Here is a 21987-nt window from a genome sequence, read left to right as displayed (position 1 = left end):
AGCATTCTCTAAAGGCTTGAAAGTTAACAAATAATGAAATTTGAGTTTTAAAACTGTCGTGCTTATCGATGCAAGTGCCGAATCTGTTCTTCTCCAGAATAAACGCGTTGAACGTGTTGAGTACATTATGTTTGAGAGAGATAGGGTTCTAAAAGTTGTCTTTTCCGATTTTTGAGAGAGGAATTTGCTTTGCACTTCATTTTCTAGGAGGCTATCCAGTATATCAATTAGAAACGCATTTATACGCTTGGACTATTACAATCACTTAATCCACTAGAATTCCCTCTCATCCCCCTAAAGTTGAAATGGATGGTACAGAAAGATGGATCTCTCCAACATTGAAAGTGGTGCAAGATTCTATCGCTGTGACTTGCACGTTCATACCCCTAAATCTGGATGCTATAGCGATAAGGAAGTCCAACCAGAAGAAATTGTAAAAGCGGCGCTCGCCAAAAACCTTGATATTATTGCTATAACGGATCATAACTCCGAAGGCTTATACATAGAAGTTGCAGAAGCCGCAAAGGGTACACGCTTATTTGTCATCCCTGGGGTTGAGATCACCACCTCTCAAGGGGGAGAGAGACAAATACATATGCTAGCCCTGTTTGACCCTAATGAATATCTGGCAATAAGCGATTTGCTATCGGATATTGGAATCTATCACAATCTAAGAGGGCAGTCTGAAGCCGTTTCAAATAAAACGATTCCTGATATAATGGAGTCAATTTATAAATTCAATGGCATAGCGTTACTATCCCATATTGATTCAGAATCCGGCTTAGATTACGAAATTAAAAAATTGACCCCAACAAAAGAAGCAATACTCAAATCTGAATGGTTAAATGGCATCGAGATAACTCAACCTGATACACAGTCCAAATTCCCTGATTACGCTTGTCTACAGAGCTCTGATGCTCATTCATTGGCAGATATCGGACGTAGGTATTGTTTAATAAAAATGGGAAAACCTAGTTTTGAGGGGATTCGCCAAGCACTCCGTGACCCCGGTTCTAGAATCTGCTTAACTGGTGATGAAGAGTTATACCATCCGTCTTTTTTAGGCATGAGTGTCGAAGGTGGCTTTCTTGATGGTCAACCGATACGATTCAATAAAAACTTAAATTGCCTTATAGGTGGAAAGGGGACAGGAAAATCAACCGTTATTGAATTAATCCGGTATTGTTTAGGTGTATCTTCCTCTAGTACCACAGTTAAGCAAAACCATGAGTCTCACATCGCATATGCCCTGCACGACGCAAAGGTAGCACTTTATCTTGAGGCAGAAAATCAGGAAAGATACATAATTGAGAGAAGATATAATGAAAATCCAAAGATTTACCGCGAAGATGGTGAAGAAACGACGATAAATCTCCATAAATTTTGTGACGAGTTTTTCCATTTTGAAGTCTACAGTCAAAATGAATTATTAGATATTGCACGGAATTTTAAAAATCAGTTAATAATGATTGATCAATACATTAATTTAAACGACTTAAATGAGGAAAAGGCTCGTATAATAAACGAGCTTAAAACCAATCAAGCGGAAATTATGAGAATATCTGATCAAGTTGATGATTTGCATTTAAAAATATCAAACTTGGATATAATACGTGAACAACTAAGGGTATTTGAATCCCAAGGAATTAAAGAACAACTTAAAGATCACCCCTTGTGGAGTCAGGAGGAAATCATTCTTAGTAATATTGAGACAATAATCACTTCGGAGATTTCTTCGAAACAGGCTGAATTAATTAAATTTGAGCAAGAAGATCTTATAGCACCTAAAATTGAAAATCTTGACCTATTACCCAATAAAGACCTTTTAGAAATTTGTACTGGCCTTCTAATCGCAGCAAAAAATGAGATTAGAGATGCTATTCAAAAACAAGTTGATTGCTTAAATGATTGTCACAAAAAGACACTAGATGTTCGAGGAAACTGGAATCAGTTGCATAACAAAAAGAAAGAAGAACTCAATATCCTATTGTCAAATCTAGAGAATAACGGTGTACCCATAAAGAACTATCAAGAGTATCTCCGTTTAGAACAGGAAAAACAAAGATTAGAGAGCATGGCTCAACAGGTTGATACCCATGTGGCCGATCTCTCATTGTTGAGCGCTGATCGTATAGCCCTCCTTGAAAAGTTAATAAATGTCCGAAAGAGAATTTATCTTAGACGATTAGAGCTAATCCGAAATATTAACCATTCTTTGAGAGGATTTGTCCGTATTAAAATTAAGGAAAACGGTGATAACTCAAAATATAGAGAGTTGCTAGTAGACACGATATTAAGCAGTTCTAAAATAAGAATAAACAAGGATGATAGGGTTAAAATTGCGGATAACATTGAGCCATTGGACTTATGTAATATTATCAAGAATAGAGATAGCAACTCGTTGGTGACAAAAACTCACATTTCCGGAGATGTAGCTGGTAAAACACTTATTTTAGCTCAAGGTGCAGTATTTGAATTAGAGATTGTCGAACTTGAGGATAGGATAACAATTGAATTAAACGATCATTCTTGGAAGGAAATTTCTAAGTGTTCCGATGGTCAAAAGTGTACAACCATCCTTGCTATTGCCATGTGTGAGCGGGATTTTCCATTAATAATTGACCAGCCTGAAGATTCGCTCGATAACTCGTTCATTTATAGCCAAGTCGTGAAGATTCTTAGGGAAATCAAAAATCACCGGCAATTAATAATAGCAACACATAATGCTAACATCCCAGTCTTGGGCGATGCAGAGTTAATTTTAGTTATGAGGTCTAATGGGCTGAATGGGTTTGTGAATGACAGGGGTGTTATCGATAAGGATACAATTAAAACCCATGTACAAACCATTCTTGAAGGGGGTAAAGACGCATTCGATATGAGAAGGCAAAAATATGGATTCTGAAACACTAACTATACTTTACCATTAGATTTATTCGGCGATTACCCTAAGATGAGCAGATATCTCCGTGAAACCTCCTTTTTCTTTGTGTAGGTTTCAGGGGAATCTTTCACAGAAATAGAACACCCGAAGGAGAACCAATCTGGTTATCCTCTGAGAAGAGGAGGACATTACAGCGCTTGAGGATGATCTCCGAGAAGTGCTTGAGAAACTCCGTCTTTGACAGGAGAATCCCTGTATGCTGATGTCATAATTCGAAATAGGTAAGATCCCATGTGTGAGTGGTTCGGTCAGCCTTGACAGGTTCACTGCCTGAAAGACTGTTAGAAGGCGTGAAACGGTAGGGGTTGTGATCGGTGTCACTCCATTACCGACATCCACAGAAACAGAGGATTGCTATATTTTATCGAGAAACTCCCGGAAACCTTTAGGAAAAGCGCCTACTACTAACAGTATAGGATATCAATAATATCTAATTGTTATAATCGTTTTTTTCAGTGAGACATCTCTTCACTCTGACACCCTGAATCGCTCTGACTTTCAATGCCATATTCGACATCGAATCATATCGCCGCTGAAGAGGCATTTGCTTGTTTAACTGCATCATCTGCGGTTTTCGTTTTTTCAATGAGCCTGTTCTTTTGGATGTCAAGCTGATTATTTATGAAACTGTGCCTGATTTCACAATCGCTTAATATATCGCTCCACTTCCGAATGTATATTTTAGAATTTTCTAAATCTTGGACTATCCCTCTTTCTCCCTTCCCCTCATAACTTTTTATCTCTCTCACAATGAGACCCCTTGAATCGTATTTCGTCCCGACTAAGATGAATTCCCACGAAAAACTATCACCATTAAACCGGGATTCAGATAATATCACGCTTAAATAGGTCTTCACTTGATTTAGTTGCTCTAACCCAATTCGCTTTTTTGGGTGTTTAAGTTCGATAATAACGTTGTGAACCCCTTTTTGGTGCTTATTTTGCCGACAGATGAAGACATCAACCTGTTTATTCTTATCAGGATTATCAATGTGAACTTCTTCATCCTTTGCCGATAGTATGCGAATATGATTTCGAAGGGCTTTCTCAAAGGTGTCTTCAGCTGCCGCCACCAAGGCATATTGTTCCCCAAAAAGCCATGTATTGCTTTCCACAATTTTTTGGATGTGGTCTACCTCATTTGCTCCAAAGGAGTCATTAAATAGACATTCTTCTATCAATTTCAGTACCATTTGTCTATCGGCGATTAATTTTATTGTCTTAACAATTTTCTGCATTTCAGTTACTTTAAGCAGCTCGGCCAATTCTCCTCTCTCGTCAGCATCAAGCTCAACAATTTCCTCAATAATTTTCAGAATTTTATCCCTATCTTCAGAGTTTAATACAACATTTAGGAGGTCTACGAACACCTTTTGTTGTTCTTTACTTAAATTCGAAAAAATTCGCGGTTGGGTAGTATATATTTCTCGGATAACTTCTTCCAGATCTTCTATCTGGATTAACTGAAAGGAATCTGCATCTTTTTTTACGATGATACCTTCTCTCTCAAATTCTGCGATGACTTGCTTGGCGTGTTTTCGTAAAAATGGCTTCCTTTTTCTTCGTAAGTATCCATGTAGTTGATCAGTTAATTGCTTGAACGTCTCATCCGAGCGCCCAAATCCAGTGATATTCTCTTGATCTTCCGTGGAGTCGAATTTAAAGTCACTGAAGTATTTACTTGCGATGAAAACGCTGTGATAAAACTTATCTCCCTTCTTATTCAGTGTCGTGTACTCTTTATGGAGTTCGGTGTAATTATGATCTAAATAGTAATACCTTGAATATTCTTGATTTAGGGGTATTTTCCATCTAACATAACGTATGGAAAACTTTTCTCCTTGTCGTTTCCCTGTTAATGTAAAGTTTTCTTCATCTTCTATAAGTGGACTATAATCTAACTCTTCGCCATTAACAATTAGTTTATAGCCCTTATACTTATTCAGCTCCAAGAACCAGCAAAATTCCCGCTTCAAATAATCTAATAATTCAGTTTCCCCTACGTTTTTCCCATATTTATTGTGATTGTATTCTTTAAAGTCAGAAAATGTCACCATTGTGCCTGATTGTTTATTGGATTCTTCGGGCATTTCATCCAATCCCGAGAATAATTCAAGCCTGCTACCTAATATTTCAATAGAATATGAGTATGTCTTCTCCCCTTGCTGGTACACCGTTTCCCATCGAGCTCTTTGTGCGAAAGTAGCAAACGTCAACCTACCCAATCCATTTTTCCCATGGTACTGTGATGTGTTTCGGTTATTGCTGTCGTCTTTGAGCTTATCCGATTCAAAAATGGGTTGAAATTTAAGATTGAGTTGATCCTGGGGAATTCCATGACCATTGTCCCTGACAACAAGCCTTCGTAACCCCCCTGCGCTAAATTCATAGTCGATCTCAACTATGGACGCACGAGCATCAAAGCCATTCCAAATATATTCGGCCACTGCTTTGGGGAAATTCTTATCAGTAAAATTTAATTTGCTCAAGGCAGTAATGATACCGTCTGTGGTGATTTTAACTTCTTCTGGCATACGGCAAGGAGTATTGTAATAAGCACTTCCCATTAAGGTTTTGTTTTTACTTTTAAGGGGTAAAGGCCATCAGAGAACCATTTCCGCTGTAATATGAAGCCAAAACCTGGTGTTATAGAGAATTCCCAGAAAACCAGACAGAGTGTATCATGACACACCCTTACCTCTCATGAATGTTACTACCTCCCTAAGGCCTCCTGCCGCCCACGCGTGATCGCTGGAGTGTACGTACAAAAATGCAAGTTTACGTACGCTTGAAAGGGAATAATCAGAGAGAGAAAATACCAAACGAACCTCACGAAAAACGTATCCGGCGACGCCTGCACACCACTCTTCTCCGGAAATCCACGCCTACCTAAAAAAACCGCATCAACGCCGGCCAGCAGAAATCCCTGCACATCAACAAAAGACGCAATCTATAGAACTCACTCCGCGAAAACAACATCCCAAAAAAACAACATGGACCGAGCGGGAATTGAACCCGCGGCCTCTTCCATGCCAAGGAAGCGATCTACCCCTGATCTATCGGCCCCTGTTACCCTACAATGTTGATCGCGATCACATAATAAGGATTGGGGCGGGCCGCCCCCTAATCCTCCCCGGCAAGGGTTGAAAGCCGCGAGAGCACCCGTTCCCGCGCATCCTCCATCTTCGGGCGCACGAGGGCGACGCCGTTCTTGATGCAGGGCGCGAGGAGCGGCACCGCGCCCTTCGGCGCCGGGGTGCGGGCGGGGAGCACGAGGCGCCGACCGCCGGGGAGGTCGTAGACCTGCTTTGTACTGCTCCGCTTCCCGCGCTTCGCGTAGGGCCGGCCCTTCATCTCCACGATGTCCATCGCGAAGTCGATCACCGGGGCGTTCGCGATCGCGCCCCCGACGCCGAAGGCGTCGGCGACGTCGCGGTAGGCGGCGACCTCCGCGCGCGTAAGCCCGCCCGAGAGGAAGATCTTCACGTCCGGGTAACCGTTGACGTCGAGCTCCCAGCGCACCTCCTCGATGATCGCCCGCATGTCGCCCCGGCGCGACCGCGGCGTGTCCAGCCGCACGGCCGTCGCCCCGCATGCCGCCGCCCGGACCGCCTCGTCCGCCTCGTCGGAGAAGGTGTCGGCGAGCATGATCCGCGGCACCTCCGGGCCCGCGCCCTGCGCAAACGCGAGCCAGGCGTCCTCCTGCTCCGGGTAGCACATGATGAACGCGTGCGGCATCGTCCCCGCGAGCGGGATCCCGTCCGGCGCACAGGTGTTGCTCGCAGCGTCCGCCCCGCCGATCCAGGCCGCCCGCTCGATCATCGCCGCGATCGCCGGGTGCTGGCGGCGCGACCCGAAGGAGAAGACCGGCCGGCCGCCCGCGGCGAGCCGGATATGCGCCGCCGCCGACGCCACCCCCGAGGCGTGGCAGAGGAACCCGAGGATGGCGGTCTCGTAGACCGCGAAGTCCCGGTAGCGCCCGGATATCCGGAGCACCGGCTCGTTTCTGGAGAAGACCGAACCCTCCGGCATTGCGTCCACGTCCACCGGGAGGTCTTCGAGCAGGTTGATGACGTCGTCAAGCCCGCAGAAGACACCCCACGGGTCCGGGAGCGCCGCCGCCGTCACCTCCATCGCGACGTGCGGGTTGATGCCGTCCCGCTCCATCACCTCCACGACCCGCCGGAAGTAGATGTCCGTGCACTCACCGTTCTTGATGGCGTCCTCGCCGACCACCTGAAACCGCCCCATGGATATTCCGGTTGTCGCGATGGCGTAAATCCTTATTGAACCGATCCGGCGGCACCGGAACGGTGAGTCTTTTTTGCTGGGAGGTCTACACTCTAAGGAGAATGTCGTACGGAGAAGCGTATGCCGCTGTAGGGGAGAGGATCTAGTGCTCGGGATCATCGGGGGCACGAGCCTCCTCTTCGCCGACCTGCCGGCGCTCGAGAAGACGACCGTCGCCACCCCCTACGGAAAGGCGGAGGTGCACACCGGGGCCTTCGCGCTCCTCCTGCGCCACCAGCACAACCTCCCCCCGCACCGGATCAACTACCGTGCGTGCCTCGCCGCGCTCGCCGTCCTCGGGGTGGATGAGATCGTCGCGTTCGGCTCCGCCGGGTCCCTGAAGCAGGAGATCCCGCCGGGCTCGATCGTCATCCCTACCGATTATCTGAGCGTCACCGACATCCCGTCCATCCACGAGTGCTCGATCGATCACGTCCGGCCGGAACTGGACGCGGATCTCGTCCGCACCCTGGCCGAACTGGTACCGGACGCACGGACGGGCGGGGTCTACGCCCAGACCCGGGGGCCGCGGATCGAGACGGTCGCCGAGGTCGAAGCGCTTGCCCGCGTGGCGGATATCGTCGGCATGACGGTTGCAAGCGAAGCGACGCTCGCCCTCGAACTCGGGATGCGGTTTGCCGCCGTCTGCACCGTGGACAACTACGCAAACGGTCTCGGGGAAGAGACCCTGACCTACGAGCACATCCTCGCGACCTCGCGGGCGAACTGCCGCAGAACCGAGAAGATTCTTGAGAATATCGTGGAGAGATTTGCATGAACGAGATATTCACCGCCAGAGGATCCGTCCTGATCGCCGGGGTCACCGTCGACGGAGCGACCGTCGATATCGCGGTCGATGAGACCGGCGCGATCGCCGCGATCGGGAAGGACGCCAGAAAGACCATCGACGCCGAGATCATCATCGACGGCTCCGACCGGGTCGCCGTCCCCGGCCTCGTGAACACCCATACCCACGCCGCGATGAGCCTGCTACGCGGCTACGCCGACGACATGATCCTGCAGGACTGGCTCTCGCAGAAGATCTGGCCGCTCGAGGCCCACCTCACCGGCGACGACGTCTACGCCGGCACCAGACTCGCGTGCCTGGAGATGATCAAGAGCGGCACCGTCGCGTTCAACGACATGTACTTCTTCATGGACCGGGCGGCCGCCGCGGCCGACGAGATGGGCATGCGGGCGACGTTCGCCTACGGGTTCATCGACCTCGGGATGGAGGAGAAGCGGGAGGCCGAGATCAAAGCGACGGAGGCCCTCGTCGCCCACATAACATCGCTCGATAACCCGCGGATCCGGGCGGCCGTCGGCCCCCACTCCGTCTACACCGTCTCCCCCGAAGGGCTCACCTGGTGCGCCGCCTTCGCAGAAGAGCAGGAGATCGGCATCCACGTCCACCTCTCCGAGACCGAGAAGGAGGTCGTCGACTGCGTCGCCCGGTTCGGCAAACGCCCCGCATACCTCCTCGACGAATGCGGCTGCCTCACCCCCCGGACGGTCGCCGCGCACTGCTGCTGGCTCGACGAGGCAGAGTGCCGGCTCCTTGCAGAGCGCGGCGTCACCGCCTCCCACAACCCGGCGAGCAACATGAAACTCGCCGTCAACCGGGCGATGCCCTACCACTGGCTGAGACAGTACGGGGCGAACGTCGCCCTCGGAACCGACGGCTGCTCCTCGAACAACAACCTGGATCTCATGGAGGAGATGAAGTTCGCAGCCCTCCTCCAGAAGTTCGCCTGGAACTCGCCGACCCTTCTGCCTGCCGGCGAGGCGATCGCGATGGCGACCGCGGCGGGCGCCCGGGCGCTCGGCACCGGCCCCGGCACCCTGACCGTCGGCGCACCGGCCGACATCGTCCTCCTCGACGCCCGTGCGGTCTGCAACACCCCGCTCTTCCACCCCGATTCGAACGCCGTCTACGCCTGCAACGGCGGCACGGTCATGACCGTCCTCTGCCAGGGGAGGATCCTGATGCACGAGCGGGAGGTCCCGGGGGAAGAGGAGATCGTCCGGGAGGCCGCAATGACCGCCCGGTCGCTCGTCGCGCGGGCGGAAGAGTCCTCCTGAACTTTTTTTTTGCGGAAAAAGCGGCGCATAGGAACTAACAGAGTTCCACGACGCCGGAGACACCGTCGAGGGCGCCCGGCACCAGTTCGCAGACCATGATATGCCCGACCATCTCGCCGGGGATATCGATTGAAGACCGGATACCGTAGCGTATCGTCGGCACGAACCCGAACCTGCAGTAATACTCCGGGTCCCCGGCCAGGAAGACCGCTTTGAACCCCATGCCGGTCGCCCGCCTCAGGGCCGTCGATATCAGTTCCGTCCCGATACCCCGGCCGCGGTACTCGGCCATCACCGCAACCGGAACGAGGAGGAGCCCCTCGAACCGGGGGCCGCCGTTCGTCACGTAGGTCCGGGTCAGCATGATATGCCCGACGACCTTCCCGTCCTCCTCGGCCACCAGCGCGAGTTCCGGAACGTATCTCTCGCTCTTCCGGAGAGTAGCCACCAGGTTCTGCTCGCTGTCGTCCCCGGCTCCGGCCGCCCCGAAGGCGGTTGTTACCAGGTGATAGATGGAATCGTAGTCGTCCCTGCTCTCCTGCCTGATGATCATGGTGTGCCCTCCTGCGCGGTTGGGCCTGCAGAATTGCCGTCCGGCCAGAAAAAGAGTGCGCCCTCCCGGGGCTCGAACCCGGGCGGCGGGGGCAGGTTACGCCGTCTCGATCTTCGACTCGCTCTCGAGGCCGAGCTCCTCGATCGCCATCTCGCACATCTTGAACTTCATGATCTTGCCCGAGACCGTCATCGGGAAGTCGTCGACGAACTTGACGTAGCGCGGGATCTTGAAGTGCGCGATCCTCCCGCGGCAGTACTCCTTCACCTCATCCTCCGTGAGGACCGCACCGTTGTCGGTCTTGACCCAGGCCATCAGCTCCTCGCCGTACTTCCGGTCCGGGACACCGATCACGTAGGCGTCGGCAATTTTCGGGTGGGTATGAAGGAACTCCTCGATCTCGCGCGGGTAGATGTTCTCCCCGCCGCGGATCACCATATCCTTCAGGCGGCCGACGATCTTGACGTAGTCCTCCTCGTCCATCGTCCCGAGATCGCCGGTGTGGTTCCAGCCGTTCTCGTCGATCGTCGCCCGGGTGGCGTTCGGGTTGTTGTAGTAGCACCGCATCACGCAGTAGCCCCGGGCGCATATCTCGCCGGTCTCCCCGCGGGGGACGATCCTCTTCGTGTGCGGGTCGATGATCTTGATCTCGGTGTGGGGGAAGGGCTTCCCCACCGTCGAGACCCGCCGCTCCAGGGGATCGGCGGTCGTCGTCATCGTGACGCCGGGGGAGGTCTCCGTCTGCCCGTAGACGATCACAATCTCGGACATGTTCATCTTCCTGTTGACCTCCCGCATCACCTCGGTCGGGCAGGGCGACCCGGCCATGATCCCGGTGCGGAGCGTATCAAGCCGGTACTTCGGGAAGTCCGGGTGGGCGAGTTCCGCGATGAACATCGTCGGCACCCCATGGAGCGCCGTGCACTTCTCGTCCTGCACGGTCTTGAGGACCGATTCGGCGTTGAAGACCGGTGCCGGCAGCACCATCGCGGTCCCGTGGGTGACGGCGGCCATGTTCGAGAGCACCATGCCGAAGCAGTGGTAGAACGGCACCGGGATGCAGAGCCGATCCTCGTGAGTGAACTTCATCCCCTCGCCGATGATGAACCCGTTGTTCAGGACGTTGTGGTGGGTCAGGACGACGCCCTTCGGGAACCCGGTCGTCCCGCTGGTGTACTGGATGTTGACCGCGTCGTCGAAGTCGAGCGACGCCTCCCGCTCCCGGAGCTCGCCGGGGCTGATGAGGTCGGCCTTCGCCATGAGGTCGTCCCAGGTGTACATCCCGTTGTAGGGAATGTCGCCGAGGAAGACGACGTTCTTTAAGAACGGGAACTTGTCGCTGTTGATCCGGCCAGGTTTCGCCTCGAACGCCTCCGGGCAGGACTCGTAGAACATCCCGACGTAGTCGGAGGTCTTGAACCGCCCCTGGATGAGGAGCGTCTGGACCTCCGACTGCTTCATGGCGTAATCGAACTCGTAGGTCCGGTAGGCCGGGTTGATGTTCACCATGATGGCGCCGATCTTTGCGGTGGCGAACTGGGTGAGCACCCACTCCGCGTAGTTCAGCGCCCATATGGCGACCCGGTCCCCGCGTTCCACGTCGAGCGCCATCAGGGCACGCGCCAGGGTGTCGACGCGCTCAAGAAACTCCGCATACGTCCAGCGGATATTCTGGTGGACGGAAACGAGCGCATCGCTCTCCGGATGCGCCGCTGCGATTCGGTTCAGCATTTCACCGATGGTGATGCCAAGCAGGGGTATCTGCGAGTTCCCACACGCGTAACTGCCCTCAACCATTCTATATAAATGGGTTCTGTGACGGTTATATGATTAATGGTTCTTACCGAGCGTAATCCTTATACTGCATGGCCGTCAAAGATATAGAGGACAGAGGGGTCGTGGCCAAGCCCGGAATGGCGACGGGCTCCAGCGGTCTTTGCACGTGATGAACAATGGGTCTCCTGACTAACGGATGATGACCCGTTGGAGCACTGATGCATGTCGGAGAGACCCGTCGATCGTGAGTTCAAATCTCACCGACCCCACATTCTTATGATCTTCACCGGATACCGCAGGGTATCTCTGGAACTTCTCCTTCGCGGCTTCACGCCTACGGTGTTCATGCTCCTGCCCTTCAGCCAGTCGCACTTCGAAACCCTCCGGGTTTCTCAAGCTCCGTTCCTACGGAGCGTCGCACTTCGCGCCTGACGGTGCTCGAACTCCGGCCCTTCGGCCTGTCGTTCTTCGCGGCTTCACGCCTACGGTGTTCATGCTCCTGCCCTTCAGCCAGTCGCACTTCGAAACCCTCCGGGTTTCTCAAGCTCCGTTCCTACGGAGCGTCGCACTTCGCGCCTGACGGTGCTCGAACTCCGGCCCTTCGGCCTGTCGTTCTTCGCGGCTTCGCGTCCTTCGCGTGAGACTGTATCGTTATCTGCACCAGTTACCTCACGCGAAGCCGCGAAGAACCGTTTGGTTGTGAGTAACTCCCCTTCGAAGCCAGATGGCTTCTCATGCTCCGGACATTCCATCCGTCGCACTTCGCGTGAGGCCGTGTCATTACTCATAAACTGTCAACTCACGCGAAGAACGACTTCCCCTTTGGGGAAGGAGTCTGAGAAGCCGTAGGCTTCGCGCCGCGAAGGACGCGAAGATGTCCTGCAGAGCAGGTCACTCAGTCTTCTTCTCCTCCTCTGCGGCCGCGGCCCTGTGCCGGTCGGTCTCCCGGTAGGTGAGCGCCGATATGTCGCCGTCGCTCTCGATGTAGGCCACCCGCACCTTCTCGACCCCATCGATGCCCCGTGCCCGGAGTGCGATGGACGGGACGTCCGGAGCTCGAGCACTCGAAGAGTGCGAGCCGCTCGATGAGGTCGTCGTGCGTCATCAACTCCCGCCGGAGATTTTTTTCGATGACCCTGCCGTTCTCGATCACCTTCAGGGCTTCCGGAGAGACGATCTTGCGGATCCGCATGCTCTTATACTGCCCGATGGAGACGAGCACCGAGAGACCGAGGAGCGTCGACGCGCTGACGAGCCCTGCAAGGAGCGAGTCGTCGCCCGCGGTGATCGCCTGCGAGATGCTCTCGGATATGATGAGCAGGAGGATCAGGTCAAAGGGCGTCAGCTGCCCGAACTCGTGCCTGCCGATGACCCGCATGACAAGCAGGAGGAAGAAATAGATCACCGCCGCCCGGAGGGCGAGTTCGACGAGCGGCGTCTGGAGGACGAAAGGTTCCGACATCGGGCGTGAGTGAACCGTGACCGGGTTATACCTTCCCCTGTTTTGCGGGAGACGTCCTCGCCCGGTCTCCTGAACCGGATCTCCCGCACATAACAGTATCGCCCTGACCGGGAGGTCTTTAAACCTGCCTCACCAATATTTCAGCACTATCTGAGGGCATCCATATGTATCTCATCGGTGAAGCATTGGTTGGAGACGGCGCAGAACTTGCGCACATAGATCTGATAATGGGAAACAAAGAGGGCGCGGTAGGACAGGCGTTCGCGAACTCGATCTCGCAGCTTTCGAAGGGGCACACGCCGCTCCTCGCGGTCGTCAGGCCGAACCTGCCGGCGAAACCCTCGACGCTGATCATCCCGAAGGTCACCATGAAGAAAGGGTACCAGGTGAACCAGATGTTCGGGCCCGTCCAGGCCGCGGTGGCGAAGGCCGTCGCGGACTCGGTCGAGGAAGGCGTCTTTGAGGGGATCGACATCGAGGACACCGTCATCATGGCGAGCGTCTACCTCGACCCCGCTGCAGAGGACTACAACAAGATCTACCGGTTCAACTACGGCGCGGTGAAACTCGCGCTCCGCCGGGCGCTCGACCGGTTCCCCGACGTCGAGACGCTCCTGCATGAGAAGGACCGGGCCGCCCACGCGGTCATGGGCTTCAAGGTCCAGCGGCTCTGGGACCCGCCCTACCTCCAGGTCGCGATGGACCTCGTCGACAGGAACCACATGCGGAAGGTCCTCGAGTCGCTGCCCCAGAACGACCACCTGATCATCGAGGCGGGCACGCCCCTGATCAAGAAGTTCGGGCTCTCGATCATCTCCGAGATCCGCGAGATCCGGCCGAACGCGTTCATCGTTGCGGACCTCAAAACCCTCGACACCGGGAACCTCGAGGCCCGCATGACCGCCGACGCCGGCGCCGACGCCGTCGTGATCTCCGGCCTCGCGCCCATCTCGACGATCGAGAAGGCGATCGAGGATACCCGGAAGACCGGGATCTACACGGTCGTGGATATGCTCAACGTCGAGAACCCCGTCGCCGTCATCGAGCAGTTGAAGGTCAAGCCGGACGTCGTGGAACTCCACCGGGGCATCGACATCGAGGATACCGACTACGCCTGGGGAGATATCCCGGCGATCAAGAAGGCCGGCGGCGAGCGGCTGCTGGTCGCGACGGCGGGCGGCATCCGGCAGCCCGTCGTGAAGGACGCGCTCAAGGCGGGCGCGGACATCCTGGTCGTCGGCCGCGCCATCACCGCGAGCAAGAACATCCAGCACGCGGCCGAAGAGTTCCTCCAGGAACTGAGCACCGAAGAGATCGATCAGTTCAGAATCATGACCGACTTCTAACGTCGGCCGATATCTTTTTTCGCCGGAGAGTTTCCGGCAAAATTTGCCCGGCGGCGCAGGGATGCAAGCCGTCCGGGACAATAGGTTAACGTGAGCGGAACGGCAACGATTGACCATGTCGTTTCCCGGCCCGGTGAGCAGGCAGACTCCGGCCGACGGGGGAGCGCCGGAACCCGGAACGGGCACGGACGGATGTCGGCGGCTGAACCGGAAGTGCATGCTCTCGATGTACATCGACTACGCCATAGGGTATGCGGTCCTGCTCGCGGCTTATTTCCTCACAAGGACCTACGCGCAGGGGTTCCTGGGCCCCTACTACGATCTTATCGGGTACGGCTTCCTGGTCGTCCTGGGGCTCGTCCTGGTCTACATAGCCGTGGCTCCGCCGGTCTTCTACGCCCGGTACCGCTACCGGATCACCGAAGACCGGGTTGATGTGCGCTGCGGGATCGTGTTCATCCGCCATACCCTGGTACCGATCGAGCGGGTGCACCAGGTGGAGATCGCGAGAGGGCCGATCAACAACCTGCTCGGCCTCGCGGACGTCACCATAACCACGGCAGGAGGCGAGGCGACCCTCAGGTACCTGGAACTTGACGAGGCTGAGAAGGTGGCCGACCGGCTCAACAACCTGATCGGGAGGATGCTCCGGGACAGGATGCCGACGACCCCGGGCCCCCGGCCGGGGGCTGCAGACGAATGACCGACGAGTGCAGCAGCGATACGGCTGCGGACACCCCAACTCGTCATGGCGAGACGATCCGGTGCCACCCGAGCATCATCGTGGAGCGCTCGCTCTCCGCAATCGTGGTGCTGGCCGTCCTCGCCACGCAGCTCGGCAGGGGTGCCGTACCGGCCGTGTTCGCGATTCTCTTCATCGGGCTGGTGCTCTTCAACTACCGGCAATGGAGCCGGACGACCGTCCGGTTCGACGAGACGGGCGTGGTGGTGGAGAGGAACACCCTCTTCAAGATGAAGAAGACGCTCCCCTACGCGAAAGTGGCGTCGGTCAATATAAACCGGGGCGTTCTGAACAGGGTCTTCGGGACGTCGAGGCTGCTCGTCAACATCAACTCGGGCAGCGGTGCCACGGTGCCGGAAGCCGTCCTGACGTTCCGGCAGGATGCGGCGGAGAGGATACGGGCGGGGATGGCGGAGCGGCTGTACGGCGGCGAACCCGTCCCGGAAGAAGAGCCGGCCGAACCCCCGGCCACGTTCTCCCCGGCGGACGTGATCGTCCACGGCCTCTTCAGCGTCTCGACCTACCAGACGGTATCGGGTTTTGCGTTCCTGGCCTACTCAGTCTTCCAGTTGTATCTCTCCGCGGGGACAGGGGTGGACGGGAGAGCACTGGTCTCCCTGCTGATGTTCGTTGTCGTCCAGCTGGCGCCGTCGGTCTCGCTGATATCCCATTACTACAACTACCGGGTATACCGCCGGGGCGACACGATATACCTGGAGCACGGCCTGATCCGGACGTATAAGACGTCGTTTGACGTCTCACGGATCAACGCCGTCCGGGTAAAGCGGACTCTTATCGCCCGGCTCCTGCACCGGTCGTGCATCGAGGTGGAGGTGGTAGGGCTCGCGTCCGGGAGCGGGGAGAGCCTCCGCCCCGTCCTCTGCCTCTTGAAGGACGATGCGGCGCAGCAGAGACTTCTCGAAGAGCTGGTGCCGGAGTTCGTGTATGATGGAGACCGGGAGCGGCAGCCCGCGGGCGCGAGAGGCGTGCTCCTGGTCCGGGCCGCTATAGCCTCTCTCGCGCTCGCTCTGGCGATGGTCTATCCGTCGATCTACGTCTACCGCGCGACGGCGGCCCTGACCGGGATCGCCGGCACGGTGCGCCCGTACGCGCTGCCGCTCGCGACGGCAGCCGCCATCCTCACGATACTCTACGCGGCATACGTCTCTTACCGGATCACGGAGTTCGGCACGGATAGCGACCTCTTCACGTTCGTGAACGGCGCCGTCGACCGCGAGACCGTCGTGATGAACTACGACAGGGTGCAGATGGTCCGGATAACGAGAGGCCCGGTCGCCCGGCTCTTCGGCGTCGCGAGGGCGAGGGTGCATCTCCTCTCGGCGATCGGGGGGGCGAGCGTTAGATCAGGATATTTCGAGGAGGGCCGGCTCGCAGCCATCGGCGAGACCGTCATGGCGCGGATCGCGAGCGGGGAGTACGATTACCGGAAGAACAGTATCTGAGCAGGGGAAGGCCCCGGCTGTGAGAGATCTCGAATCTGGGAAGAGGAATCAGCTCGATCGGTATGAGAAAAAGGGTGGCAGGTCAGGGCTCACCGGTAGACCGGGCCCGGTAAAAGTGCGATCGCCTGCCTAGAGATCTCTTCCAGTCTTCTGAAGTATCTCCTGCATCTCCGGGGTCAACTGGAGAACAAGTTCTGCGTTATATGCACCGCTCGGTTTCATCTCTACGGGAGATTGGAATATCTGTTGGGCTGCGATAGCATACGACCGCGATTGGGCAGCGGGCGATCCGTCTCTGACCGCCGGATCAACATTGGTCGTAAAGATTGAGACGGTATTGTCGCCGTTATAGACGACCTCGAAGATCCGGAACTGCTGGGGGAACTCCCGCAGTGATGCGGTTTCAACCTGCCAGAAACCGAGTTCAGGGCGGTCGACATCCGGAGATTTGATAGGGATCACGGTATTTTGGTGACGATGCCCCGAGATCCATGCCATGAGATTTGGATAGGTCTGAAGTTTGGCTATCAGATCAACATCAGATACCGCGGCGTACTGACTCCATTTCATTAACGAACTCAGACCGGCTTCATCCTCCTGGATGACTATCGGGATGTGTGCTGCGATGATCATGAGCTTTCCTTCAGCCTGACCACTCTCGAGTTCCTGTACCAGCCAGTCGTAGCGTTCCTGATCGATAGAACCAAACCCGGAGCTGCCTTCACCGGGATCATCGTCCCTCTGGGTATCATCAAGCACAATGACCTTTATCGGAACATCCGATCTCGGTTCGAATGAGTAACAGGCAAATCCCGTTGTTCTATCGGACTGGTTGAATCCATGTCCTTTAGGGCTTGAAGAGGAGTCTAAAAACTCACCGTTCCACTCTGTTCTTGAGAGGAAACTGCGATTTTGATCGGCCGGGACTGTTGGGGAACCATCAGGGAAGTCGGTGACAGGGCCTGCACCGATAATGTCACCATAGGGTGTCCGACCATCGATTGCTCCCATATAGAAGCCACGGCTCTTCAACTGGCGCGGGTCGGAGAAGATATTACCTAATTCGAGTACGGCGGTGCCGGTCAAGGCACTGTTGACGTGATCATCCGGAGGGAAGAGACCCATCCAGAAATGATCGTGATTGCCGAGAACCTGATACCATCTGATCGATTCATCAAGCCCTGCCGCTTTGTACTGGTCCTGGTAATCGTTGAGAGGGCCGGGGATTGGATCGTCCCTGTCACCCGAATCGGGGTTGACCATCCTGCCGTCGAGCACATCGATATACCATTGCAGTTCGTTGTATTGGCCGCTGTTGATTGCGTCACCAAGGAATATGCCGAAGTCGAATGGATCCTCTTTGTGAAGGGCGTTCACCGTCTGGACCGCTGCGTCGAGGACATGGGTGGTATACAGCATGGCCGGAGAGTATCCAGAAATTACACCCCATTTATAGCCATAATAGACCACTTGAGCAGGAGACTCTTTGTCGGTGATATGGATATCGCTCATGGCAAAGAAGGTCAAAAGTTTCTCTGCATTGGTATCAGATCCAGGGGTGTATCCATCCGGCATGAGGTCCAGTCTCTTCTCATAGTCCAGCCCCTCGCCAAACTCCCAGACCCCATATCCATACTCTGAAAAGTTCGCGACCTGATCCGGATGCAGGGCAGGCGACGTCGAAGGGACGGGGACGGGAAGAACAGTTCTGTCAACTGTTGTCAGGACCAGAGAATCTATTGGATAATCCGGTTCTCCTTCTTCAGGGGGCTGGGAGCCGGGAGCAGTACAGCCTGCTGCAGTGATGAACACCACGAACAGAAGAGCCAGTATGGCGCCTGTTTTTGAATTGTACATATTTTTCTTTAAATCAAGATGATGATAAGGCTGTTTATAGAAGAGCGCTGGATCGTCAGATGTAGGTAACGTCTCAGATCTTCTGTAATTTGCCTGAGCCCTGTCTCCTTGTCTGATCATTCCTTCTCCATCGTCAAATACCTTCTGCCGGTGACCCACTCCTCGTTGATGTCCATCAGGATAGATCCGACCAGCCGGAGAAGGGATTCCTCGTTCGGGAACACGCCTACAACCTTGGTTCTCCGTTTCAGTTCCCTATTGACCCGCTCCACCATGTTCGTCGTTCTGAGCCGTTTCCCGTGCGGTTTTGGGAATGCCGTGTAACTCATAAGCCCGGGGAGGAATCGTTCGATGGTGTTGGCTGCTTTCCGGTACCCCCTGGCATTCAGGTCATCAGCGAGATCTTGAAGCCTTTGTTCACTTCCATAGGCCTCCTTCAGGCCTTCTACAACCTCTTTCTGGTGTTTCCGAGGAATATTCCTCAAGACAGCTCGGGTACAATGAACCTGACACATCTGCCAGGATGCACCGAGGAAGGCGGCTTCAGCCGCCTTCTGGATGCCGGTATGCCCATCCGAGACGACCAGTTGAACCCCGGTGAGTCCCCGTTCGTTGAGCTCCTCGAACATTCCTGACCAGAATTCTTCGTTCTCACAATCCGTGATTCTTGCGCCCAGGATCTCCCGGTAGCCGTCATCCCGGACGCCGGCGACCACCAGGACCGCTTTGGTGACGTATCGTGCTCCGTCCCGGATTTTGTAGTAGGAGGCATCCACGAAGAGGTATGGGATAGCCTGTTCGATCGGCCGCAGGAAGAATGCCTGCACCTGGTCGTCGAGGTTCTTGGCCATCCGGGAGACCGAAGCCGGGGAGAGCTGGTCGATCCCCAGATGACTGACGATCTCCTGGATCTTTCTCGTCGAAACTCCCTGGAGGTAGGATTCGACAATTGCGTTCACCAGAGCTTTCTCCACCCGGGCATAGCGCCCGAAGACCTGTGTCTCGAACGGGAACTCCCGGAACTGCGGTTTCCGGAGGATCGTCTCCCCGTATCGGGTCTTGAGGGATCGGTCCTTGTAACCGTTTCGATGCGCTTTCCGCGCATCGGTGCGTTCGTACTGGGCGGCTCCTGCCTGCTGGAGGGCCTCTGCGAGCATCACCTGGTTGAGGAACCAGGTGATGAGCGTCTTCATGCCGTTCTCCTGATCGGAAAGATAATCTTCGATTAACGCTAAGGGATCCATGGCCCTGTTTCTCCTTTGTCCAAATCTAGGTTGGATCCAGGGCCAATTCAATTTTACAGAACTTTCGTTACGCTACCCAGATGTATATGCCGGCAATGACGGGATACGACAGTACGGATAACAATACTCCTTTTCCTGCAGCTGCGCCCATTCATAACGAGGCTCACAAAAATTGACTGGATTTAGACTTAAATTTCGAACGGAGTAAATTTCATTGAGAAATGTATTTTACCCGTTGTGTGTTGTACCTGGCACATAACGAGATTCGGTATTTCAGAATACTAATTATTTCTCACCTAAATAGCGATCAAACGCAGATAATACTTTATTATTCTCCACATCGTTATGAGTGATCAGGAATTTGGGCTAAAGGCATGCATCTTAGCAGTCAGCGTAAATGGAGCACATGCTGCACGCGTGTCTTCCCATGGCCCAAGGGACCCCGATCTGCTTGTAATATCTTAAAGAAGAGATGTTGAGTCTGGGTAGCCGGCCTCACACCCTCTCTTCCACCCGGATCTTCAACCCCTCGTTATCGACCGTCGTAGCGATAGCGACCCGGAGCCCTGCCTTCTCAAGGATCCCGGCCACCTCCTCCTCCGGGCGGTCCGTGATGACCGCGATCGACGGGCCGACCGAACTCATCCCGACGAACTCAAGGCCGGCGTCCCGGAGCGCCGCCATGTAGCGGTAGATCTCGAACCCGTGGTGCTCCACCTCGGCGCGTTTGGAGCCCCGGAACTCGATCTCCCAGATGACGTCGCCGGCTTTCCGGAGGTCGCCGCGTTCCAGCGCAGGGATGAGATCCATCAGGACGAGGTAGGACTTCAGCTCGCGGTCGCGGTAATCGAGCGTCCGGGCCTTGTTCATCAGGAGGTCGAACTCCTTCTCCCCCGCCGACGAGATATCGGAGGACGGGATGGCGATGTAGACGTTTTTACCCTCGGCGAAGGCGTGCCGGTAGATGAGCGCCAGGTCGTCGCCCATCACCACCATGCCGCCGTGGCTGCTCGCCGCGGGGCCGACGCCGGTCTCGAACCCGAACGCGACGTTCCCGGCCACCGTCTCCTCGACGAAGTTGCAGCCGAGGAGGAGGCGGAGCTGGTCGCTCGTCAGCGGCGAGCCCACGGCGGCGTTGAGGGCGTTCGCAGCCGCGATCAGGATGGTGCTCGTCGACCCGAGCCCGACGTGCTCGTACTGGTGGTCGCGGGCACGGATCTTAAAGCCGCCCGTATACCCGACGACCTGCCGGAACGCCTCCGCGAAGTGCCGGAGGATCGGTTCGCGGGTGTAGTCGATCTCGAGCCCTGAAGGCGTGCACTCGACCTCGGCGGTGCAGTAGACCCCGATGGCGAACCCGATCCCGCCTCCCCCGGGGCGGTCGGGGGAGAACCGGTTCATGTCAAGCACGGTGAGGTGGATCCTCGCCGGAGCGCGGGCGACGACGGTGCCGGAGACCGGCGCGAGCGGGTAGTCCTTTTTGAGGCCGCACGGCCGGATATTCTCGCCGGGGGAGAAGGAGGTGAACTCGTACTCGACGAGGTCGAGATCCCCGCCCCGGATCTTCATAACAGGCATGCTGATAACCCGGTTAGCGTGTACGGTCAAAGAAGATATCCTTTCCCGATGCCCGGAGCGGGATACCGTAGGCTACCCCGCAGCCGTCCAGCCACCCGAGCGAGAGCGCCCCGACGCCGACGGTATACATGACCCGGTTGTCGACGTTGTGGATGCTCGCGGTCTTCGCCGCGGAACCGACGGCGATCCCGAGATCCGCCATTCGGACGATGCAGTTCGGCCCCCGGAACGGGGTGGCCGGCGGGGTTGTCCCGCGCTGGGCGTCGAGCATCTCCGCGCATGTAGCGTAGCCGCACCCGCCGCAGTCGAGGCCCACGGCGTCGGCGAAGAGCGAGCCGATGAGGAGACAGGCGTCGCTTGCCGCGACGTTCCCCGCGTCCCTGATGAAGAAACCCGCGTCGTGCTTCTCGCCGTACTCCCGCATCGCCCCGGCGAGCTGCTCCTTCTCCCTGCCCGTGACGATCATCGTCTTGATGACGTCGCTGCCCCGGGCCTTCGGGGCGGTGCGGGCAGAGAGCGCCATCAGCCGGGCGACTATCTCTACGGCGTCTGATTCAACGACCATGAGAATACGTACCCTCTACCCCAGATAAGGGTATGCCCGGAGGGGTCGATACCTTTTTCCACAGACCCGCCAAAAAACGGAACCG

15 protein-coding genes and 2 tRNA genes are annotated in these 21987 nt (G+C 55.5%); 7 read left to right on the top strand and 10 right to left on the bottom strand.

Going from position 1 to position 21987, the window contains the following annotated elements; all coding sequences use genetic code 11:
* The first annotated feature begins 322 nt into the window (after positions 1 to 322).
* Positions 323 to 2905 (top strand): TrlF family AAA-like ATPase, encoded by a 2583-nt coding sequence (locus tag MchiMG62_RS06320; RefSeq protein WP_221058456.1) that lies wholly within the window; start codon positions 323 to 325, stop codon positions 2903 to 2905.
* Between the two features lie 560 nt (positions 2906 to 3465).
* Here MchiMG62_RS06320 and MchiMG62_RS06315 read toward each other — a convergent pair.
* The 3 genes from MchiMG62_RS06315 to MchiMG62_RS06305 all read right to left on the bottom strand — a co-directional run bounded on the left by MchiMG62_RS06315 (position 3466) and on the right by MchiMG62_RS06305 (position 7195).
* Positions 3466 to 5478 carry an ATP-binding protein gene (locus MchiMG62_RS06315; protein ID WP_221058455.1) on the bottom strand — a complete coding sequence of 671 codons (2013 nt, stop codon included), beginning with the start codon at positions 5476 to 5478 and terminating at the stop codon, positions 3466 to 3468.
* 460 nt (positions 5479 to 5938) lie between these two features.
* Positions 5939 to 6010 (bottom strand) — tRNA-Ala (locus MchiMG62_RS06310).
* 57 nt (positions 6011 to 6067) lie between these two features.
* Positions 6068 to 7195, bottom strand: coding sequence for a nicotinate phosphoribosyltransferase (locus MchiMG62_RS06305; RefSeq protein WP_221058453.1), 1128 nt, complete (start codon positions 7193 to 7195; stop codon positions 6068 to 6070).
* Between the two features lie 145 nt (positions 7196 to 7340).
* Between MchiMG62_RS06305 and MchiMG62_RS06300 the strand changes: the two genes are divergently transcribed.
* Positions 7341 to 8012 carry an MTAP family purine nucleoside phosphorylase gene (locus tag MchiMG62_RS06300; protein WP_221058451.1) on the top strand — a complete coding sequence of 224 codons (672 nt, stop codon included), beginning with the start codon at positions 7341 to 7343 and terminating at the stop codon, positions 8010 to 8012.
* The gene (locus MchiMG62_RS06295) at positions 8009 to 9316 is read left to right on the top strand and encodes an amidohydrolase family protein (protein ID WP_221058448.1); all 1308 of its coding nucleotides are present in this window, start codon (positions 8009 to 8011) and stop codon (positions 9314 to 9316) included. The genes MchiMG62_RS06300 and MchiMG62_RS06295 overlap by 4 nt, the downstream gene beginning before the upstream one ends.
* A 34-nt stretch (positions 9317 to 9350) precedes the next feature.
* Here the strand turns inward: MchiMG62_RS06295 and MchiMG62_RS06290 are convergent, their stop codons facing one another.
* Together MchiMG62_RS06290 and MchiMG62_RS06285 are read right to left on the bottom strand one after the other, a co-directional pair.
* Entirely contained in the window at positions 9351 to 9869 is a 519-nt protein-coding gene (locus MchiMG62_RS06290; protein ID WP_221058447.1) for a GNAT family N-acetyltransferase, read from the bottom strand.
* Between the two features lie 96 nt (positions 9870 to 9965).
* On the bottom strand, positions 9966 to 11666 hold the full coding sequence (locus tag MchiMG62_RS06285; protein ID WP_221058445.1) for an AMP-binding protein: 1701 nt from the start codon (positions 11664 to 11666) through the stop codon (positions 9966 to 9968).
* A gap of 95 nt (positions 11667 to 11761) precedes the next feature.
* On the opposite strand from MchiMG62_RS06285, the gene MchiMG62_RS06280 reads away from it, so the two are divergent.
* Positions 11762 to 11914: transfer RNA gene (locus MchiMG62_RS06280), tRNA-Trp, on the top strand.
* A 626-nt stretch (positions 11915 to 12540) separates the two neighbouring features.
* Here MchiMG62_RS06280 and MchiMG62_RS06275 read toward each other — a convergent pair.
* Entirely contained in the window at positions 12541 to 13107 is a 567-nt protein-coding gene (locus MchiMG62_RS06275; RefSeq protein WP_221058443.1) for a DUF421 domain-containing protein, read from the bottom strand.
* Positions 13108 to 13271: 164 nt separating this feature from the next.
* On the opposite strand from MchiMG62_RS06275, the gene MchiMG62_RS06270 reads away from it, so the two are divergent.
* The 3 genes from MchiMG62_RS06270 to MchiMG62_RS06260 all read left to right on the top strand — a co-directional run bounded on the left by MchiMG62_RS06270 (position 13272) and on the right by MchiMG62_RS06260 (position 16658).
* Entirely contained in the window at positions 13272 to 14453 is a 1182-nt protein-coding gene (locus MchiMG62_RS06270) for a bifunctional 5,6,7,8-tetrahydromethanopterin hydro-lyase/3-hexulose-6-phosphate synthase (protein WP_221058441.1), read from the top strand.
* Between the two features lie 115 nt (positions 14454 to 14568).
* Positions 14569 to 15156, top strand: a complete 588-nt coding sequence (locus MchiMG62_RS06265; protein ID WP_221058440.1) for a PH domain-containing protein — start codon at positions 14569 to 14571, stop codon at positions 15154 to 15156.
* Entirely contained in the window at positions 15153 to 16658 is a 1506-nt protein-coding gene (locus MchiMG62_RS06260; RefSeq protein WP_221058438.1) for a PH domain-containing protein, read from the top strand. The genes MchiMG62_RS06265 and MchiMG62_RS06260 overlap by 4 nt, the downstream gene beginning before the upstream one ends.
* A 129-nt stretch (positions 16659 to 16787) precedes the next feature.
* Here the strand turns inward: MchiMG62_RS06260 and MchiMG62_RS06255 are convergent, their stop codons facing one another.
* The 4 genes from MchiMG62_RS06255 to MchiMG62_RS06240 all read right to left on the bottom strand — a co-directional run bounded on the left by MchiMG62_RS06255 (position 16788) and on the right by MchiMG62_RS06240 (position 21902).
* Positions 16788 to 18635 (bottom strand): TIGR03768 family metallophosphoesterase, encoded by a 1848-nt coding sequence (locus MchiMG62_RS06255; protein ID WP_244987826.1) that lies wholly within the window; start codon positions 18633 to 18635, stop codon positions 16788 to 16790.
* Positions 18632 to 19759, bottom strand: coding sequence for an IS256 family transposase (locus MchiMG62_RS06250; RefSeq protein WP_221056709.1), 1128 nt, complete (start codon positions 19757 to 19759; stop codon positions 18632 to 18634). Before MchiMG62_RS06250 ends, MchiMG62_RS06255 begins: the two co-directional genes overlap by 4 nt.
* Positions 19760 to 20254: 495 nt before the next feature.
* Entirely contained in the window at positions 20255 to 21337 is a 1083-nt protein-coding gene (locus MchiMG62_RS06245; RefSeq protein WP_221058436.1) for a GHMP family kinase ATP-binding protein, read from the bottom strand.
* 13 nt (positions 21338 to 21350) lie between these two features.
* Entirely contained in the window at positions 21351 to 21902 is a 552-nt protein-coding gene (locus MchiMG62_RS06240; RefSeq protein ID WP_221058434.1) for a ferredoxin domain-containing protein, read from the bottom strand.
* Between the last annotated feature and the right edge of the window lie 85 nt (positions 21903 to 21987).

This window comes from Methanoculleus chikugoensis (genome assembly GCF_019669965.1).
Classification (GTDB): Archaea; Halobacteriota; Methanomicrobia; order Methanomicrobiales; family Methanoculleaceae; genus Methanoculleus; species Methanoculleus chikugoensis.
The sequence above is the reverse complement of the archived record's forward strand: the minus strand, read 5'-3'. Positions and strand labels throughout refer to the sequence as shown.

What these genes read in the sequence shown, in the direction of transcription:
- MchiMG62_RS06270 (WP_221058441.1), top strand. Translation starts at nt 13,272, where the DNA reads ATGTATCTCATCGGTGAAGCATTGGTTGGAGACGGCGCAGAACTTGCG.
- MchiMG62_RS06315 (WP_221058455.1), bottom strand. Translation starts at nt 5,478, where the DNA reads ATGCCAGAAGAAGTTAAAATCACCACAGACGGTATCATTACTGCCTTG.
- MchiMG62_RS06245 (WP_221058436.1), bottom strand. Translation starts at nt 21,337, where the DNA reads ATGCCTGTTATGAAGATCCGGGGCGGGGATCTCGACCTCGTCGAGTAC.
- MchiMG62_RS06320 (WP_221058456.1), top strand. Translation starts at nt 323, where the DNA reads ATGGATCTCTCCAACATTGAAAGTGGTGCAAGATTCTATCGCTGTGAC.
- MchiMG62_RS06240 (WP_221058434.1), bottom strand. Translation starts at nt 21,902, where the DNA reads ATGGTCGTTGAATCAGACGCCGTAGAGATAGTCGCCCGGCTGATGGCG.
- MchiMG62_RS06305 (WP_221058453.1), bottom strand. Translation starts at nt 7,195, where the DNA reads ATGGGGCGGTTTCAGGTGGTCGGCGAGGACGCCATCAAGAACGGTGAG.
- MchiMG62_RS06275 (WP_221058443.1), bottom strand. Translation starts at nt 13,107, where the DNA reads ATGTCGGAACCTTTCGTCCTCCAGACGCCGCTCGTCGAACTCGCCCTC.
- MchiMG62_RS06260 (WP_221058438.1), top strand. Translation starts at nt 15,153, where the DNA reads ATGACCGACGAGTGCAGCAGCGATACGGCTGCGGACACCCCAACTCGT.
- MchiMG62_RS06250 (WP_221056709.1), bottom strand. Translation starts at nt 19,759, where the DNA reads ATGGATCCCTTAGCGTTAATCGAAGATTATCTTTCCGATCAGGAGAAC.
- MchiMG62_RS06295 (WP_221058448.1), top strand. Translation starts at nt 8,009, where the DNA reads ATGAACGAGATATTCACCGCCAGAGGATCCGTCCTGATCGCCGGGGTC.
- MchiMG62_RS06265 (WP_221058440.1), top strand. Translation starts at nt 14,569, where the DNA reads ATGTCGTTTCCCGGCCCGGTGAGCAGGCAGACTCCGGCCGACGGGGGA.
- MchiMG62_RS06285 (WP_221058445.1), bottom strand. Translation starts at nt 11,666, where the DNA reads ATGGTTGAGGGCAGTTACGCGTGTGGGAACTCGCAGATACCCCTGCTT.
- MchiMG62_RS06290 (WP_221058447.1), bottom strand. Translation starts at nt 9,869, where the DNA reads ATGATCATCAGGCAGGAGAGCAGGGACGACTACGATTCCATCTATCAC.
- MchiMG62_RS06255 (WP_244987826.1), bottom strand. Translation starts at nt 18,635, where the DNA reads ATGATCAGACAAGGAGACAGGGCTCAGGCAAATTACAGAAGATCTGAG.